13 protein-coding genes and 1 pseudogene are annotated in these 16,116 nt (G+C 70.5%); 12 read left to right on the top strand and 2 right to left on the bottom strand.

Features of this window, described 5'->3' with window-relative positions:
• Positions 1 to 14: 14 nt before the first annotated feature.
• A complete protein-coding gene (locus AC3ANN_RS14855; protein WP_488338158.1) occupies positions 15 to 1,010 on the bottom strand; it encodes a LacI family DNA-binding transcriptional regulator in 996 nt (331 codons plus the stop codon).
• Between the two features lie 355 nt (positions 1,011 to 1,365).
• Here AC3ANN_RS14855 and AC3ANN_RS14850 point away from each other — a divergent pair, with 355 nt between their 5' ends.
• From AC3ANN_RS14850 to AC3ANN_RS14795, 12 genes and pseudogenes are all read left to right on the top strand, one after another.
• On the top strand, positions 1,366 to 3,792 hold the full coding sequence (locus AC3ANN_RS14850; RefSeq protein ID WP_488338157.1) for a family 43 glycosylhydrolase: 2,427 nt from the start codon (positions 1,366 to 1,368) through the stop codon (positions 3,790 to 3,792).
• Positions 3,793 to 3,926: 134 nt separating this feature from the next.
• On the top strand, positions 3,927 to 4,547 hold the full coding sequence (locus AC3ANN_RS14845) for a hypothetical protein (protein WP_488338156.1): 621 nt from the start codon (positions 3,927 to 3,929) through the stop codon (positions 4,545 to 4,547).
• Between the two features lie 29 nt (positions 4,548 to 4,576).
• The gene (locus AC3ANN_RS14840; protein ID WP_488338155.1) at positions 4,577 to 7,516 is read left to right on the top strand and encodes a family 43 glycosylhydrolase; all 2,940 of its coding nucleotides are present in this window, start codon (positions 4,577 to 4,579) and stop codon (positions 7,514 to 7,516) included.
• A gap of 133 nt (positions 7,517 to 7,649) precedes the next feature.
• Positions 7,650 to 8,561: an ATP-binding cassette domain-containing protein gene (locus AC3ANN_RS14835; protein WP_488338154.1), complete on the top strand. Its 912-nt coding sequence runs from the start codon at positions 7,650 to 7,652 to the stop codon at positions 8,559 to 8,561.
• Positions 8,558 to 9,367 (top strand): ABC transporter permease, encoded by an 810-nt coding sequence (locus AC3ANN_RS14830; protein WP_488338153.1) that lies wholly within the window; start codon positions 8,558 to 8,560, stop codon positions 9,365 to 9,367. The genes AC3ANN_RS14835 and AC3ANN_RS14830 overlap by 4 nt, the downstream gene beginning before the upstream one ends.
• A 9-nt stretch (positions 9,368 to 9,376) precedes the next feature.
• Positions 9,377 to 10,639: a sensor histidine kinase gene (locus tag AC3ANN_RS14825; RefSeq protein WP_488338152.1), complete on the top strand. Its 1,263-nt coding sequence runs from the start codon at positions 9,377 to 9,379 to the stop codon at positions 10,637 to 10,639.
• Positions 10,636 to 11,313: a response regulator gene (locus AC3ANN_RS14820; RefSeq protein ID WP_488338151.1), complete on the top strand. Its 678-nt coding sequence runs from the start codon at positions 10,636 to 10,638 to the stop codon at positions 11,311 to 11,313. Before AC3ANN_RS14825 ends, AC3ANN_RS14820 begins: the two co-directional genes overlap by 4 nt.
• A gap of 77 nt (positions 11,314 to 11,390) precedes the next feature.
• A pseudogene (locus AC3ANN_RS14815) lies at positions 11,391 to 11,831 on the top strand (SRPBCC family protein); the annotation flags it as partial.
• Between the two features lie 230 nt (positions 11,832 to 12,061).
• Positions 12,062 to 13,531, top strand: coding sequence for a phytoene desaturase family protein (locus tag AC3ANN_RS14810; RefSeq protein WP_488338150.1), 1,470 nt, complete (start codon positions 12,062 to 12,064; stop codon positions 13,529 to 13,531).
• A 103-nt stretch (positions 13,532 to 13,634) separates the two neighbouring features.
• Positions 13,635 to 14,213 carry a DUF6790 family protein gene (locus tag AC3ANN_RS14805; protein ID WP_488338149.1) on the top strand — a complete coding sequence of 193 codons (579 nt, stop codon included), beginning with the start codon at positions 13,635 to 13,637 and terminating at the stop codon, positions 14,211 to 14,213.
• A gap of 59 nt (positions 14,214 to 14,272) precedes the next feature.
• Positions 14,273 to 14,560, top strand: coding sequence for a hypothetical protein (locus AC3ANN_RS14800; protein WP_488338148.1), 288 nt, complete (start codon positions 14,273 to 14,275; stop codon positions 14,558 to 14,560).
• Positions 14,557 to 15,558 (top strand): SDR family NAD(P)-dependent oxidoreductase, encoded by a 1,002-nt coding sequence (locus AC3ANN_RS14795; RefSeq protein WP_488338147.1) that lies wholly within the window; start codon positions 14,557 to 14,559, stop codon positions 15,556 to 15,558. Before AC3ANN_RS14800 ends, AC3ANN_RS14795 begins: the two co-directional genes overlap by 4 nt.
• Here the strand turns inward: AC3ANN_RS14795 and AC3ANN_RS14790 are convergent.
• Positions 15,537 to 16,046: a DUF2231 domain-containing protein gene (locus tag AC3ANN_RS14790; protein ID WP_488338146.1), complete on the bottom strand. Its 510-nt coding sequence runs from the start codon at positions 16,044 to 16,046 to the stop codon at positions 15,537 to 15,539. The genes AC3ANN_RS14795 and AC3ANN_RS14790 overlap by 22 nt on opposite strands.
• Between the last annotated feature and the right edge of the window lie 70 nt (positions 16,047 to 16,116).

Raw genomic sequence — 16,116 nt, 5'->3', positions numbered from 1 at the left:
CCCGCAGCCAGCGCCTAGCGGGTCGATTCCCGCACGACGAGTCGCGTCGGCATGACGTGCCGCGAAGGCTCGCCGCCACTCTCGTCCGCGCCCAGCCGCGCCAGCATGATGCGGACGATCTCGTCGGCCATCGCGTCGTTGTCGGGCTCGACCGTCGTCAGCCGCGGCACGCTGTACTCGCCCGCGCGGACGTTGTCGAACCCGACGACCTGAACGTCGTCGGGCACGCGGATGCCGTGATCGGCGAGCGCGCGGAGCGCGCCGAACGCGCTCGAATCGGTGAGAGCGAAGACGCCGTCGAACTCCGTGCCGTCTTCGATCAGCCGCGAGATCAGCCGATAGCCATCGGACATGTCGAGCCCGGTGCCGACGATGAGCTCCGGTCGCATCGGCGCTCCGCGCCGGTCGTGCGCTTCGACGTAGCCGCGGGTGCGAAGCGTCTGCACGGAAGGCACCTCGCCCCTCGATCCGCCGAGGGCCACGACGGCCCGCGCTCCACGATCGAGCAGGTGTCCTGTCGCGAGATCCGCGCCGCCGATGTTGTCCATGAGGACGTGGTCGAACCGCGTCGACACGGCGCGCTCCCCGAGGAGCACGATCGGCTTCGTCGGACGGAAACGGTCGAGATCGGCGGAATCGCTCGCAGCGATCGCGAGGATGAATCCGTCGTACGTCTCGAGATGGGACGCCGCGAGCGACTCCACCTCGGCGGTCATGGCACCACCGGTGTTCTCCGTGACGAGACGGATGCCGCGCTCCCGGAACCGATGCGACAGGCGCTCCGCGAGCTCGCCGTAGTACTCCGAAGCGAGGATCGGCACACCCAGCCCGACGATGCCGGTCGTGCCTTTGCGGAGCGAGCGTGCCGCCTGGTTCAGGCGGTACCCGAGTTCGTCGATGACCTTCGCGACGCGGTCGATGGTCTCGGCGCTGACGCGTTCGGTCCGCCCGTTGATGACATTCGACACGGTCTGCGCCGACACGCCGGCCTTCTCGGCGACGTCCTGCATCGTGACATGCGGACGGGTGTGCGTTGTCTGTGGTCGGTGCATCCAGGTCTGTTCGATGTGAGCCGATGGGCTACAGCGACTCTATCCGCGGAAGGGGCATGGAACACGTGGCGGAGGGTCTGTTCGAGTCCGCCTGCGGGTCCGGCTTAGTGATAGCGCGAACATTTCTCGGCCGAAACGCTTGCGAGCTCGATTCTGTGACCGCTAACATGCAACCGTCCGCTCCTCGGAGGCTGTACACGGAGTCGTGTTCCGCATATCGAGGCAAGACTGGGCCGCCGATCGGCCCTCATGTCGCCCCCGCCTTTCACGTGGCGAAAGCGGAACAAGGTTGATCGATCAATGAGGAGGAACCTTGACCAAGGAGATGATCCGTCCCGCGGCCAGACGCCGCCGGATGGCCGGCGTCCTGGGCGCCGCGGTCGCCGCCACGGCGCTCATCGTCAGCGGACTCGCCATGCCGGCGACGGCCGCCGACGAGGAGCTCATCGTGAACGGCGGCTTCGAGAGCGGCCTGGAAGGCTGGTTCGTGAACAACGGCAATGCGACGGACGGGGGCACCCTCTCGGTCGTGAGCGACGCGTACTCCGGCGCGTCCGCGGTGAAGGTCACCGGGCGTACGACCACCGGCTCCGGGCCCATGCAGGATCTGACGGGCAAGGTGCAGTCCGGCCAGACCTACACGATCAAAGCCCGGGTGAAGTACGACAACCCGAGCAGCCCCGCCACCAAGCAGTTCTTCGCGACCATGCACTACGGCGGCGGCACCTACACCAACCTCGGCAGCACGACTCCGGCGCGCGGGCAGTGGGGCTACATCAACGCGACGTTCACCATCCCGGCGGGCCAGAGCACCGCGACGGCTCGCCTGTTCATCGAAACGCCGTGGACGAGCACCCCGTCAGCTGATCCGAACACGCACCTGATGGACTTCGTCGTCGACGACGTGTCGCTCGTCGGAGCGCCGCCGCCCCCGCCGCCGTCGAAGACCATCGAGGTCGTCGGCAAGCTGCCCGGCGAGCACAACCCGCTCATCGGCCACAAGTTCGGCGCCGATGGCTTCGGCTACGCCGAGGACGGCCGCGTGTACATGTTCATGACGAACGACACGCAGGGCTACGCGCCCGACCCGGTGACGGGCGTGTCTCCGGGGATCAACTACGGCAGCATCAACCAGATCACCCTGATCTCGTCTGAGGACCTCGTCAACTGGACGGATCACGGCGAGATCCAGGTGGCCGGGCCTCAGGGCGTCGCCCCGTTCACGAGCAACTCGTGGGCCCCGGGCTTCGCGAAGAAGGTCGTGAACGGCGAGGAGAAGTACTTCCTCTACTACGCCAACGGCGGTGGCTCGAGCAACGTCATCACGGGCGCGAGCCCGCTCGGCCCGTGGAAGAGCGAGCGCACCAGCACGCTCATCAACGGCTCGACGCCCGGCGCGGAGGACGTCGCCTGGAAGTTCGACCCGGCGCCGATCGTCGACACCGACGGCCAGGCATACCTGGTGTTCGGTGGCGGTCCGGCGTCGACGAGCATGCCCGCGGCCGAGCGCTTCAACAACCCGAAGAACATCCGGGTGATCGAGCTCGCCGACGACATGGTCAACACGCAGGGCTCGGCGATGGTCGTCGACACGCCTGTCTCGTTCGAGGCCGGGCACATCTTCGAGCGCGAGGGCAAGTACTACCTGTCGTACTCGTCTCACTTCGGCGGCACGGACTTCGGCGGCAACCAGACGCCGCTTCCCGGCTACCCCGGCGGCGGACAGATCGGCTACATGATGTCGGACAGCCCGACGAACTTCCCGAAGGAGAAGTACGCCGGCGTGCTGTTCCCGAACCAGTCGCAGTTCTTCGGTGCGGGCACGGGCGGCAACAACCACCAGTCGGTGTTCGAGTTCGAGGGCAAGTACTACTTCACGTACCACGCCCCGACGCTGAACAAGCGCATCAACGGCAACACCACGCAGGGCTACCGCAGCCCCCACATCCAGGAGCTCGCGTTCAACGAGGACGGAACGATCCAGCAGGTCGTCGGGACGTATGCGGGCGTCGAGCAGGTGCGGGACTTCGACCCGTTCCGCACGTTCGAGGCCGAGACATTCGGCTGGAGCAAGGGCATCGCGACGCAGAAGGTCGACAGCGCGTCGGCACAGTTCGGGGCGACCGCTCCGAACCTCGTGGTGAAGGACATCGACAACGGCGACTGGACCGCACTGTCGTCCGTCGCACTCGGTGACGCCGGCGCGGCATCCGTCACGGTGAAGGTCAAGGCGCTGCAGGCGGGCGGCTCGATCGACATCCGCACGGGGAGCGAGACCGGCGCGGTCGTCGGCACCATCCCGGTGACCGGCGCCGTCGGAGAGTGGACCGAGTTGACGGGCGCGTTGAACGGCGCCACCGGCACGCAGGACCTGTTCTTCACATACCGCGGCGGCAGCGGCGACCTGTTCGAGCTCGACACGTGGTCGTTCGCGCGGGCCACGGCGCCCACGCTCGACGTGACTGCCGAGGCGGCCTCGCGCTGCGTCGCCGGCAAGTCGGTGCTCACGGTGACGGTCTCCAACGCGGACGAGGTGCCGGTCACGGCATCCGTGTCGACGCCGTACGGGTCGAAGTCGTCCGTGACGGTCGCCGCGGGCGCTTCGGTGTCGAAGGCGTTCACGACGCGTCTCGTCGATGCGCCGGCCGGGGTCGCGGAGGTGAGCGTGAGCGCCACGGTCGCGGGCGAGCAGGTGTCGGCGACAGTGCCGGCACCGTTCGCAGCCCACACCTGCGGCTGAACCGACGGTGACACGGGTGGCGGTGCGCCAGGCGGACCGCCACCCGTGCCCCGCACAGGATCGACGGCCGGAGGGTCCGGCCGCACAGTGACACGGCGCGGCGAAGTCGCCCCGCCGAGGATGGAGAAGAACGAATGAGGAACAAGGGAACCCTCGCCCGCACCGCAGCAGGCGTGCTCGGCGGGATGCTGCTGCTCGGCGCCGCGGGTGCGGCCGTGGCCGACGAGCTCGGCGACGACGACGTGCAGGTGAACGTCGACATCGAGACGCTGCCGCCGGTCGGCGCGCTGACGATGTCGGTCGCGGCGAATGCCACCGGCCTCACCGAGGTGGAGTCCTCGGACCCCGAGCTGCGGGAGTTCGCGGGCGTCTTGCCGACCGTGACCGTCTCGGACGACCGCGAGGAGGTGCCGGCCGGCGCGTTCTGGTACATCACGGGTCAGTCGTCGTCGTTCTCGGCGCCCGGCGTGCCCGAGATCGGACCGGAGCACCTGGGCTGGGTCCCGCGTCTGCTCACCGAGAACGATGGACAGGTCGCCGAGGGACCCGAGGTCGGCACTGTCTTCGACGAGGCGCCGAACAACGTCGGACTCGCGGGCGAGGAGCTGCTCTCGCTCGCCCTCGACTCCGGTGAGGCGCGCACCGTCGGCACGTGGCAGGCGGACGCCGACCTGCACCTGAAGACGCCGCGCGATGTCGCACCCGGGAGCTACTCCGCGACGCTCACCCTCACGCTGTGGGAAGACGCGCTCTGACCCGCGGTCGGAGCGACTGAGGAGGAACCGTGCCCACGCCATCCGCCCCTCGCCGGCTGCGGCCGCTCGCCTTCGCGAGCGCCGCCGCCGTCGCGGCCGCACTGCTGCTGGCGGTCCCGCCGGCGCACGCGGCCGATCCCTGGCAGCCGGATTCCGGCTACACCTCGACCGACAAGGGCGACGGCACCTACACGGTGCCGCTGCTGAACGCCGACGTCCCGGACGTGTCGGTCGAGCGCATCCCCGCCTCCGAGAACGACGAGGGGCGCGACATCTACTACATGATCAGCACGACCATGCACCTGAGCCCGGGCGCTCCGATCATGAAGTCGTACGACCTGGTCAACTGGGAGATCGTCAACTACGTGTTCGACCGGGCCGACATCGGCGACGCGTTCTCGCTGCGCAACGGCCCGAGCTCGTACGGACAGGGCCAGTGGGCGTCGTCGCTGCGGCACCACGACGGCAAGTGGTACGTCGCGTTCAACACGAACAACCTCGGGGGCTCGTACATCTATGTCACCGACGATATCGACGAGGGCTCCTGGGAGCGCATCCCGCTCGGGCGCGCATTCCACGATCCGTCGCTCTTCTTCGATGTCGACGGGACGCCGTACATCTTCTACGGCTCCGGGTCGACCAGCGCCGTGAAGCTGAGCAGCGACATGAGGACCGTGGTCGCCGAGTACCCGCAGATCCTGCGGACCTCGGACTACCCCGGTTCGCCGTTCCTGGGCGGGCTCTTCGAGGGCGCGCAGGTGCAGTACATCGACGGCAAGTACTACATCGTCATCATCACGTGGCCGTCGGGCCACGGGCGACAGGTCGTGCTGTTCCGCTCCGACGAGCTGCTCGGCCGATACTCGACCGCCGACGGCAGCAACCCGTATGAGGCGCGAGGCGCGCTGAACTCGAACGGGTTCGCCCAAGGCAGCCTCGTGCCGATCTCGCGCGAGGACGGCGGCACCGACTGGTGGGGCATGTTCTTCCGTGACACGTTCCCGATCGGACGCATCCCCGCGCTGATCCCCGCGACGTGGGCCGACGGCTGGCCGACGTTCGGCAACGGCGGTTCGGTGCCGGTGAACGGCGCGTTCGACAAGCCGATCGAGCTGAGTCCCGAGGAGGCGCTGTACGAGCGGCAGAAGAGCGTCGTCGTCTCGGACGACTTCGACAACGACGCTCCGCACCGCGCGTACATGGACGAGGAGTGGACGATCCCGGCCCCGCCGGACGTCGACGAGTCGCTCCTGGGCGTCGAACTGCTCACGAACCCCGGGTTCGAGAACGCCACCGACGGCTGGACGGCGAACGACACGGCGACGCTGACCGCGTCGACGGATGCCGCGACCGGCGCCGGCGCGCTGCTCGTGTCGGGCCGTACGACGACCGGGTCGGGGCCCGCGCAGGACGTCACGGGCAAGGTGCAGCACAACGTCACGTACGACGTGTCGGCGAAGGTGAAGTACGACAACCCGAACAGCCCGGCGACGAAGCAGTTCCTGATCACCGCGCGGTATGGCAGCAGCACGTTCACCAACCTCGCGAGCGTCACCGCGACGCGCGGCCAGTGGGCGACGATCACGGGCAGCTTCACCGTTCCGGCCTCGCAGAGCCTGTCGTCGATGCGGATCTTCCTCGAGACGCCGTGGACGAGCAACGCCAACGCACTGGCCGCTCCCGACACGCACCTCATGGACTTCGCGGTCGACGACGTGTCGCTGAAGGGGCGTCCGCTCACCACCGAACTGCCGCATCCCGACGAGATCGCCCCGAACGGGTCGCGTCTCGCGCTGCCGTGGGAGTGGAACCATGCGCCCGACAACCGGTACTGGTCGCTGACCGACCGGGACGGATGGCTGCGGCTGACCACGGGCAAGGTCGTGACCGGGGCGTACAAGCACCTCAAGCTCGCGAACGACGACGAGCTCACCTTCCTCGAGGAGGCTCGCAACACCCTGTCGCAGCGCACCTTCGGCCCGCGGCAGTCGGCCGAGACGAAGCTTGACATCTCGGGTATGAAGGACGGCGACGTGGCGGGGCTCGCGGCCTACAACCGCGGGTTCTCGTACGTCGCGGTCAAGCGGGTGAACGGGATCAACACGGTCGGCGTGGTCAATCGCGTCCAGCCGTTCGCGGCGACCATCGATCAGGCGGCCGTAGAGGCCTTCCTTCCTGGCACCACGGCCGATCTCGGCGCGGCGACCGAGGTGCACGTGAAGGCGGATCTCGACTTCGCCAGCCCGACGGGCCAGCTGTGGACCACGTTCCACTACAGCCTCGACGGCGTCACCTGGCACCAGCTCGGCAACCGCGTGGGTCCCCAGACCCTCGACGGCACCCTGACCCACTTCATGGGTCACCGTGTCGGGCTGTTCGCGTACGCGACCCAGCAGGCGGGCGGACACGTCGACTTCGACCACTACCTGCTCAGCGACACGCTGACGTCGCAGAATCTCCCGCTCGACAAGAGCGACCTGGATGCAGCGATCGCGCACGCCGGCACGCTCGAGGCGGCCGACTACCCGGCCGCGGAGTGGGCCGAGCTCGAGGAGCTCCTCGGCGAGGCCGAGGCGGTGAGCGCGCGGACGGTCGGCACGCAGAACCAGATCGACGCGCCGGAGCGCGCGCTCAGCCTGCAGCTCGCGCGACTGGGCGTGCTGAAGCAGGCGGAGCCCGCACTCGACGTGACGGTCATGACCGATCTGCGGTGCGTGGTCGGCAAGACGGTGCTCACCGTTCGGGTGGCGAACGCCGACGACGTGCCGGTGTCGCTGGAGCTGGCGACCCCGTTCGGCACCAGGACCGTCGCCGCGCTCGCCCCCGACACGTCCTCGTCGTATGCGTTCACGACGCGCCAGGTGTCGATCCCGGCGGGCGCGGTGACCGGCGAGGCGACCGCGACGGTCGGCGGCGAAGCGCTCTCGGCGGCGCTCGAGGCGGAGTTCGCAGCGCACTCCTGCGGCTGACCCGACGATGCGGTGGCCCGACTGCCGGGCCACCGCATCATCGCACCATGGCACCGTGGTACGACATCGGCGCCGGCAAGATCGGTCCGCGCTCCGACGCGGGCGACGGATGCCTGTTCCTAGCGTGGAACGCATGATCACCGTGCAGAACCTGACCAAGCGCTTCGGCGCCAAGACGGCGGTCGACGACATCAGCTTCGAGGTGCGCCCCGGCGCCGTGACGGGCTTCCTCGGCCCGAACGGCGCAGGCAAGTCCACCACGATGCGCATGATCGTGGGCCTCGACCGCCCCGACGCGGGCGCCGCCACCATCGGCGGCCGCCCCTACCGCGAGCTCAAGGCTCCGCTGACCGAGGTGGGCGTGCTGCTCGACGCGAAGGCGGTGCATCCGGGCCGGTCGGCGCGGGCGCACCTGCGCGCGCTCGCCGCGACCCACGGCATCCCGAACTCCCGTGTGCAGGCGGTCATCGACCTCACCGGTCTCGGCTCGGTGGCCGATCGCCGGGTGGGTGGCTTCTCGCTCGGCATGGGGCAGCGCCTGGGTATCGCGGCGGCGCTCCTCGGCGACCCGCACACGCTCATCCTGGACGAGCCCGTCAACGGCCTCGATCCGGAGGGCGTGCTGTGGGTGCGCCAGCTGGTGCGGGCGCTCGCGGCCGAGGGGCGGACCATCTTCCTCTCGTCCCACCTCATGAGCGAGATGGCGCAGACCGCCGACGACGTCATCGTGCTCGGTCGCGGCCGAGTGCTCGCGCACACGCCGATCGGCGAGCTCGTCGACGGCGCGTCGCGGCAGACGGTGCGGGTGAGGGTGACGGATGCCGCGGCCCTCAGCCCGCTGCTCCAGTCCGAGGGCGCGACGGTCGTGGCGCTCGAGCAGGACCTCGCCGAGGTCACCGGCCTCGCCGCCGCCCGGATCGCCGAGCTCGCCGTGGGCGCCGGCATCCCGCTTCATGAACTGACCCCGCAGCGCGCGTCGCTGGAGGAGGCCTACATGGCCCTCACCGTCGACGCCGTCGAGTACCGGACGGAGATCTCACGATGACCACCATGACCCTCACCCGCACCCGTGTCGGGCGCGACGTCACGTTCGGCGGCGCCCTGCGCTCGGAGTGGATCAAGTTCTGGAGCCTGCGCTCGACCTACTGGTCGCTGGGCGCGGCGTTCGTGCTTTCTGTGGGCATCAGCCTGCTCGCGGCTCTCGCCATCGGGAGCATCACCGGCCCCGAAGAGCTCGCGATGAACGTCACGGTCGGCCAGCTCGGCACCTTCGGGCTGTTCCTCACGCAGCTGGTCTTCGGTGTGCTCGGCGCGATCTTCATCACGGGCGAGTACAGCACCGGCATGATCCGCTCGACGTTCGCCGCGGTGCCGACACGCCTGCCCGCGCTGTTCGCCAAGGCGATCGTGCTGTTCACGACCGCGTTCGTGGTCGGCCTCGCGATCATCGTCGCGGCCGCGCTCACCGGCGCGATGACGTTCGCGAGCATGGACCAGCCGGTCGAGTTCACCGAGTTCGGCACGGAGGTCGCGCTGCCGATCCTGGGCGGCGCGCTCTTCCTGGCTCTGCTCAGCGTCTTCGCGCTCGCCGTGGGTGCGATCGTGCGGGCCGGAGCGGGTGCGATCGCGATCGTGCTCGGCCTCCTGCTGGTGGTGCCGATGGTGCTCGGCGCGATCCCGGTGGAGTGGGTGCAGGATGTCAGCCTGTACACGCTCGCGTCGTCGGGCCCGGGCCTCGCAGCGGCACAGGCGATCGACTCCGACTTCTGGCGCGACCTGCTCGTGACGATCGCGTGGCCGGCTGTCGCGATGGCGGGGGCGGCGGCGGTGGTCGTGCGGCGCGACGCATAAGGTCGCTGTATGACCGGTGCGTCTCCGATCCCCGGCTCCCCGATGAAGGGAGCCGGGGATCGGCGCACGCCGGAGCTCGCACTCCCACGTCCGCCGGGCGTGCTCCGCCGGTTCTGGGCGGCGCATCCGCGGCTCGTCGACGTCCTCATCGTGGTGTTCACGGGAGTTCCCGCTCTCGTCGCGAGCGTCGCCCTTGCGCCTCTGGCACAGGTCCCGTGGTGGGCGGCGGCGGGCCTCGTGGCCGCGGCGACCGCGGCATCCGTCTCGCTGCTGTGGCGTCGTCGGTGGCCGCTGCTGCCGGTGGTGGTGGCATCCGTCGTCTCGGCGCTGCCCTCGCCGATGAGCGGCGGGGGCGTGCTGCCGCTCGTCGCCGCCCTGTACGCCCTCGGTGCCTATGCGGTGGGGCGCAGGGTGTGGATCGGGTTCGCGATCGCCGCCGTCGCGAGCGTCGTGGCGAACCTCGTGGGCACGGCGACCGACGATGTGACGCTCGCCGGCCGCATCACGTCGGCGGTGCTCGCGGTGCTGTTCGCCCTGGTCGCCGTGCTGATCGGCGTGTCGATCGGGGGACGCCGCCGCTACATCGACTCGCTCGTCGCGCGGGCGCGTGACCTCGCCCGCGAGCGCGACCAGGAGGCGCAGCTCGTCGCCGCCGCGGAGCGCGCCCGCATCGCCCGGGAGATGCACGATGTCGTCTCGCACGGACTGACCGTCGTCGTCACCCTCGCCGAGGGCGCCGCCGCGGTGACACCGAGCGACCCCGAGCGTGGCGCCGAGACGATGCGCCGCGTGGCCGACACCGGCCGCAGTGCCCTCTCGGAGATGAGGCGGCTCCTGGGCGTGCTCGCCGAGCCGGGCGACTCGTCGCCGCTGACCCCGCAGCCGGGCGTCGGCGACCTGAACGAGCTCGTGGAGAGGTTCCGCGAGACGGGATTGCCGGTGCGCCTGTCGACGTCGGGGACGATCCCGGCCGACCCCGGATTGGGACTCGCCGTGCATCGCATCGTGCAGGAGTCGCTCACGAACGTGCTCCGCCACGCGCCGGCCGCGACCCGTGTCGACGTGACGGTCGCGTGCACCGACCACGAGGTCAGGGTCACAGTCGACGACGACGCCGTGGCGCACGCCGCGCCGCGCACGACGGGAGCGGGCCGTGGACTGATCGGCATGCGCGAGCGGGCGCTGATGTACGGCGGCAGCGTCGACGCCGGGCCGCGGCCGGGCGGCGGATGGCGAGTGCACGCGGTGCTGCACGGAGAGGAAGACGGATGACGCAGCCGATCAGGATCGGGATCGTCGACGACCAGGAGCTCGTGCGCCTGGGTCTTCGGCTGGTGCTCGACGCCGAGGACGAGCTCGAGGTCGTCGCCGAAGCGTCCGACGGGGACGGCGCGATCGAGATCGCGCGGCGCGACGACATCGACGTGTTGCTGATGGACGTGCGGATGCCGGGAACCGACGGCATCACCGCGACGGAGCAGATCACCGGTCGGATCGCGGACCAGGGCGGCGCGCCGCGCATCCTCGTGCTGACGACGTTCGACCTCGACGAGTATGCGTTCGCGGCGCTCCGGGCGGGCGCGAGCGGGTTCCTGCTCAAGGACGCGCGGCCGGCCGAGCTGGTCGGCGCGATCCGCGCCGTCCACCGCGGCGACGCAGCCCTCGCACCGAGCGTCACGCGACGCATGATCGAGCAGTTCGCACAGGATGGGGAGGCGACGGATGCCGCCACCGAGGCATCCGCGGTGCTCGAGGTGCTGACGCCCCGCGAGCGCGAGTTCCTGGTCGCAGTGGCGGAAGGCCTCACCAACGACGAGCTCGCCGCCCGCTTCGTGCTGTCGGAGTCCACGGTCAAGACCCACGTCGGGCGGCTGCTGCAGAAGCTCGGCGCGCGCGACCGCGTGCAGCTCGTGATCCTCGCCTATCGCCTGGGCCTGGTGCGGTAGGCGGCGCCCGTTAATACAACCCCGCGCCCACCGCAATGGCCTGTGGCCACGGCATCCGTCGTCGTAGCGTCGGCACCATGTCGCGCAATGTGAGGGTCCTGACGTGCTCGCCCGAAGACGTGTTCCGGGTGCTGGGCGATGGCTGGCTGTATCCGTCGTGGGTGGTCGGCGCGTCTCGCATGCGGGAGGTGGACGAGGCGTGGCCGTCGGCGGGTGCGAGGCTGCATCACTCGGTCGGCGTGTGGCCGGTGCTCATCGACGACTCGACCGTCGTGGAGGCCTTCGACCCGCCGCGGCGGATCGTGATGAAGGCGCGAGGCTGGCCCTTGGGCGAGGCTCGTGTGACGATCGATGTCAAGGCGCGAGGGGACGGCAGCGTGGTGCGCATCCAGGAAGAGGCGGTGGCGGGGCCGGCGAAGTACGTGCCCGCGCCCGTCATGGATGTGCTGCTGCGCTGGCGCAACGCCGAGACGCTGCATCGGCTGGCGTACCTCGCGGAGGGCATGGCGGCGGCGCAGGCCCGAGCCACGACGGCGCAGCGCGAGATGGCGCAGAGCGGAGAGAAGCCGCAGGCCTCGACCGCGAAGCCGGTGACGCCGAAGTCGGCCGGCGCGAAGCCGCAGGCATCGTCGACGCTGAGCGCCGCGGTCAAGCCCGGGACCGCCGCACGCCCGAAGACGCCCCCGGTCCCGCGGCCGGCGAGTGACGAGCCCACTGACGACGAGCCGCGGCCCGACGAGATGGTTCCATGACGACACCGGGCAGTCCCGAGCTCGACGCGGTCGTCGTCGGCGCCGGTCCCAACGGCCTCGCGGCGGCGGTGACGCTCGCCCGTGCGGGGCTGCGGGTGCGAGTGTACGAGCGCGCCGACCAGGCGGGCGGCGGCGCGGCCACCAAGGAGCTCACCCTGCCCGGGTTCTGGCACGACGTGTGCTCGGCGGTGCATCCGCTCGCGTTCGAGTCGCGCTTCTTCCGCGAGTTCGGCCTGCCCTCGCGCGTCGAGTTCGCCGTCCCGGAGGTGTCGTACGCGCAGCCGCTCGACGGCGGTCGGGCGGGCATCGCGTATCGCGACCTCGCGCGCACGCGCGACGCGCTCGGGGTCGACGGCCGCGCGTACGAGCGGCTGATGCGGCCCCTGGTCGAACGCGCGACGGCGATCGCGGAGTTCACCGGATCGTCGCTGCTGCGCGTACCGCGGGATCCGGTCGCGGCGCTGCTCTTCGGACTGCGATCCCTCGAACAGGGCACCCCGGTCTGGAACGCGAGGTTCCGCGAGGACGCGGCTCCCGCGATGCTGACCGGGATCGCCGCGCACACGATCCTGTCGCAGCCGAGCATCGCGGCGGCGGGGGCAGGGCTCTCGCTGGGAACCTACGCGCACGCACGGGGCTGGCCGATTCCGGTGGGCGGCAGCCAGGCCATCGTCGACGCGATGGTCGACGACCTCCGCGCGCACGGCGGCGAGGTCGTGCTCGGCCACGACGTCGTCTCGCTCGCCCAGCTGCCGTCCGCTCGGGCCACGCTCCTCGACGTCACGCCGCGGGCGCTCATCCGCATGGCAGGCGAACGGATGCCGCGGGGCTACCGCCGGGCGCTCGAGGGCTTCCGCTACGGCGGGGGTGTCGCGAAGGTCGACTTCGCGCTCAGCGAGCCGGTGCCGTGGACCAACCCGGAGGTGCGGCGGGCCGGCACCGTTCACGTCGGAGGGACCCGTGCCGAGATGGCCGCCGCCGAGAACGAGGTCAATCGCGGCCGGCTGCCCGAGCGCCCCTATGTGCTCGTCGGGCAGCAGTCCCTGTTCGATCCCGGGCGGGCGCCCGAGGGCCGGCACACGCTGTGGACGTACACGCACGTGCCGTCCGGAAGTCCCGCCGACCGCGAGCAGGCGGTCATCGCGCAGATCGAGCGCTTCGCCCCGGGCTTCCGCGACACGATCCTCGAGACGAACTCGCGCACCGCGGTCGACGTGGAGCGTCACAACCCCAACTACCCCGGCGGCGACATCGCGGCCGGGGCTCCCTTGCTCCGCCAGCTCGTGCGCCGGCCGGTACTGAGCCCCGATCCGTGGCGGACGCCGATGCCCGGCGTCTATCTCGCGTCGGCGTCGGCGTCGCCCGGACCCGGAGTGCACGGCCTCGTCGGCTGGTTCGCCGCGCTGAGTGCGCTGCGACACGAGTTCGGCACGTCGGCGCTTCCCGACCTCTCGCCGCGCATCTGACGGCACGCCGCCCGGCTGGGCAACCCCGGGCTGGAGCGCTCGCGACCGCTACAGTGCAATCGCGGCGACCGCCGCCGATTCGCGGCCCGGCCTGGGAGATCTCATGGAAGCAGTCCTCACCGACCTCACGACCGTCCTTCTCTCCAACTTCACGGTCACCCTCTTCGTGCTCGGCCTGATCACCGCCGGGATCGGGATGCTGCGGGCACGGCGTCATGGCCGGCTCACGGCATCCATCGTGTGGGGACGGCTGCTCGACCACTTCCTCCTGCTGTCGGTGGGCGTCAGCTACCTCTACAACTTCGTCATGCACAGCGTGTTCGGCGACTTCACCGCCGAGATCATCGGGTGGGAGCAGAGCCCGTTCCAGCTCGAGGTGGCCTTCGCGAGCCTCGGCTTCGCCGCCGTGGGATTCCTGGCGTTCCCGCGCCGGCAGGCGTGGATGGTGAAGCTCGCGGCGCTCATCGGTCCGGCGCTGTTCCTGTGGGGCGCCGCCGGTGGGCACATCTACCAGCTGCTCACGGCCGGCAACGAGGCACAGGGGAACGCGGGCAGCATCCTCTACACCGACATCCTGCTGCCGATCGCCGGCTTCGTCTTCTTGTGGGGATACGTCGCGACCAGCCGCCGCGAGCGGGTGGGCGCCGATGAGCGGGAGGCCGTCGGCCTCGTCGACGCGTGAGGCTCGCACCCGTGTCAAGGGGGTGAGCGTGCGGCGCGGCGCGCCGTACGGTCGAGCGCATGAACGCCGATGACAAGATGCGCTTCGCTGCGAGTGAGACCGATGAGACGCCGCCCGCGCCCACCGGTCTCTCGGAGCAGGATTCCCTGCGCAAGGACACGAGCTACAGTCCGGCGAGCGAGACCGAGACACAGGAGAAGCAGCAGGATCCACTGCCCGGCACGGTCGACCCCGACATCGACCCCGACGACGTGCGTGCGGTCCCGGGCACCGGCGGCCCTGACGACGCGGGTGACGTCGACGTCGATCCCGACGACCTCCACGTTCCGGGTCGTGACGACGGATGAACGGGACGCGAGCGAGGACAGGTGCCGCCCGGGAGCCCGCGTCGGTCGTGGTGATCGCCGGGGCTTCGAGCGGGATCGGCCGGGCCACGGCCCGGCGGTACGCGTCTGAGCAGGCGCGACTGGTCCTCGCCTCACGCAGCGGCGCTGCCCTCGAAGAGGTCGCGGCGGAGTGCCGCGAGCTGGGCGCCGAGGCGATCGCGGTGCCGACCGACGTCCGGGACGAGGCGGCCGTCCGCGAGCTCACAGAGCGGGCTGTGCGCGAGTTCGGCCGTATCGACGTCTGGGTCACGGCCGCCGGCGTCTTCGCGTACGGCGGCTTCGAAGTCCTCCCGCACGACGTCTTCCGGCAGGTGGTGGAGACCAACCTCATGGGACAGGTGCACGCGGCGCGCGCCGTGCTGCCTCATTTCCGGCGGCAGCGCAGCGGTGCCCTGGTGATGGTCGGTTCGCTCTATTCGCGCGTCGGCTCGCCGCTGGTCTCGCCGTACGTCACGAGCAAGTTCGGCCTGCTGGGATTCGCGATCGTGTTGCGACAGGAGGTCCGGCGCGAGCGCGGCATCCGGATCCGCATCGTGCTGCCGTCCACCGTCGACACGCCGATCTACCAGAACGCGGCCAACGTCACGGGGCGTCGGATCCACCCGCTGCCGCCGATCAGCTCTCCCGAGCGCGTCGCTCGGGCGATCATCGCGGCGCCGCACCGCCGCCGGTTCGCGACTCATGTCGGGCAGACCCAGCGCGCCGCGATCGTCCTGCAGCGGTTCGCGCCGGGTTTCTACGACTGGGCGACCGGAGCGCTCAAGCGCACGGTCGAACTGCGCGGGTCGGGCGAGCCGGCGACCGACGGCACCGTGTTCGCGCCACCCGTGAACGCCGGCGGAACGACGGGAGGATGGCGATCCTGGCCGGTGCGGGCGGGAGGCGCGATCGCCGTCGCAGTGCTCGCGATGCTCGCGGTGCTCGGCGGGCGGGCGGCTCAGCGGAAGCCCTCGGCCTGAGTCCTCTCGTCGGCGACGCGCACGCCGTAGTGGTAGGCGAGCTTGCCGCCGAGCCAGCCCGAGACGCCGAGCAGCGCGAGGGCGACGATGCTCAGGATGAACCCGATGACGCTGATGTCGTCGTCGCCGTGACCCCAGCGCACGAGGAGGCCGACGAGGAACAGCGCCACGACGACGAGGTTGAGGGTCATATGCGTGAGCGCCGTGCGTCGTGCCGCGGTGCCCCGCGCCAGCTGCGAGAGATCGAGCAGCCCCATGATCGCGGCGAGCACAGCGCCGATCAGGCCGATCAGGATCAGCACATTCGACGCGACGACCAACGGGGCCGGATCCTCGGCCGCGAGCGCGATGATGTCGAACACGAAGCTCGCCACCCACGTGCCGATCGGGATCGTGACGAGGATCGGATGGAACGGGTGCCCGTACGGGCCCGCGATGACCGTACGGGGGTGCTTCGCCCGGGCCAGAGGTGTGTTGCTGCTGTCCATTACCGGCTCCTCCTGTGGTGCTCGTGCCTGCGGCATGCGCCCAGTGAACCGCCACGGCTCGCCGGGCGCG

Source organism: Microbacterium sp. STRO-2N, assembly GCF_057747775.1.
Note: the sequence above shows the minus strand (reverse complement) of the source record. Positions and strands in the feature narration are given on the sequence as shown.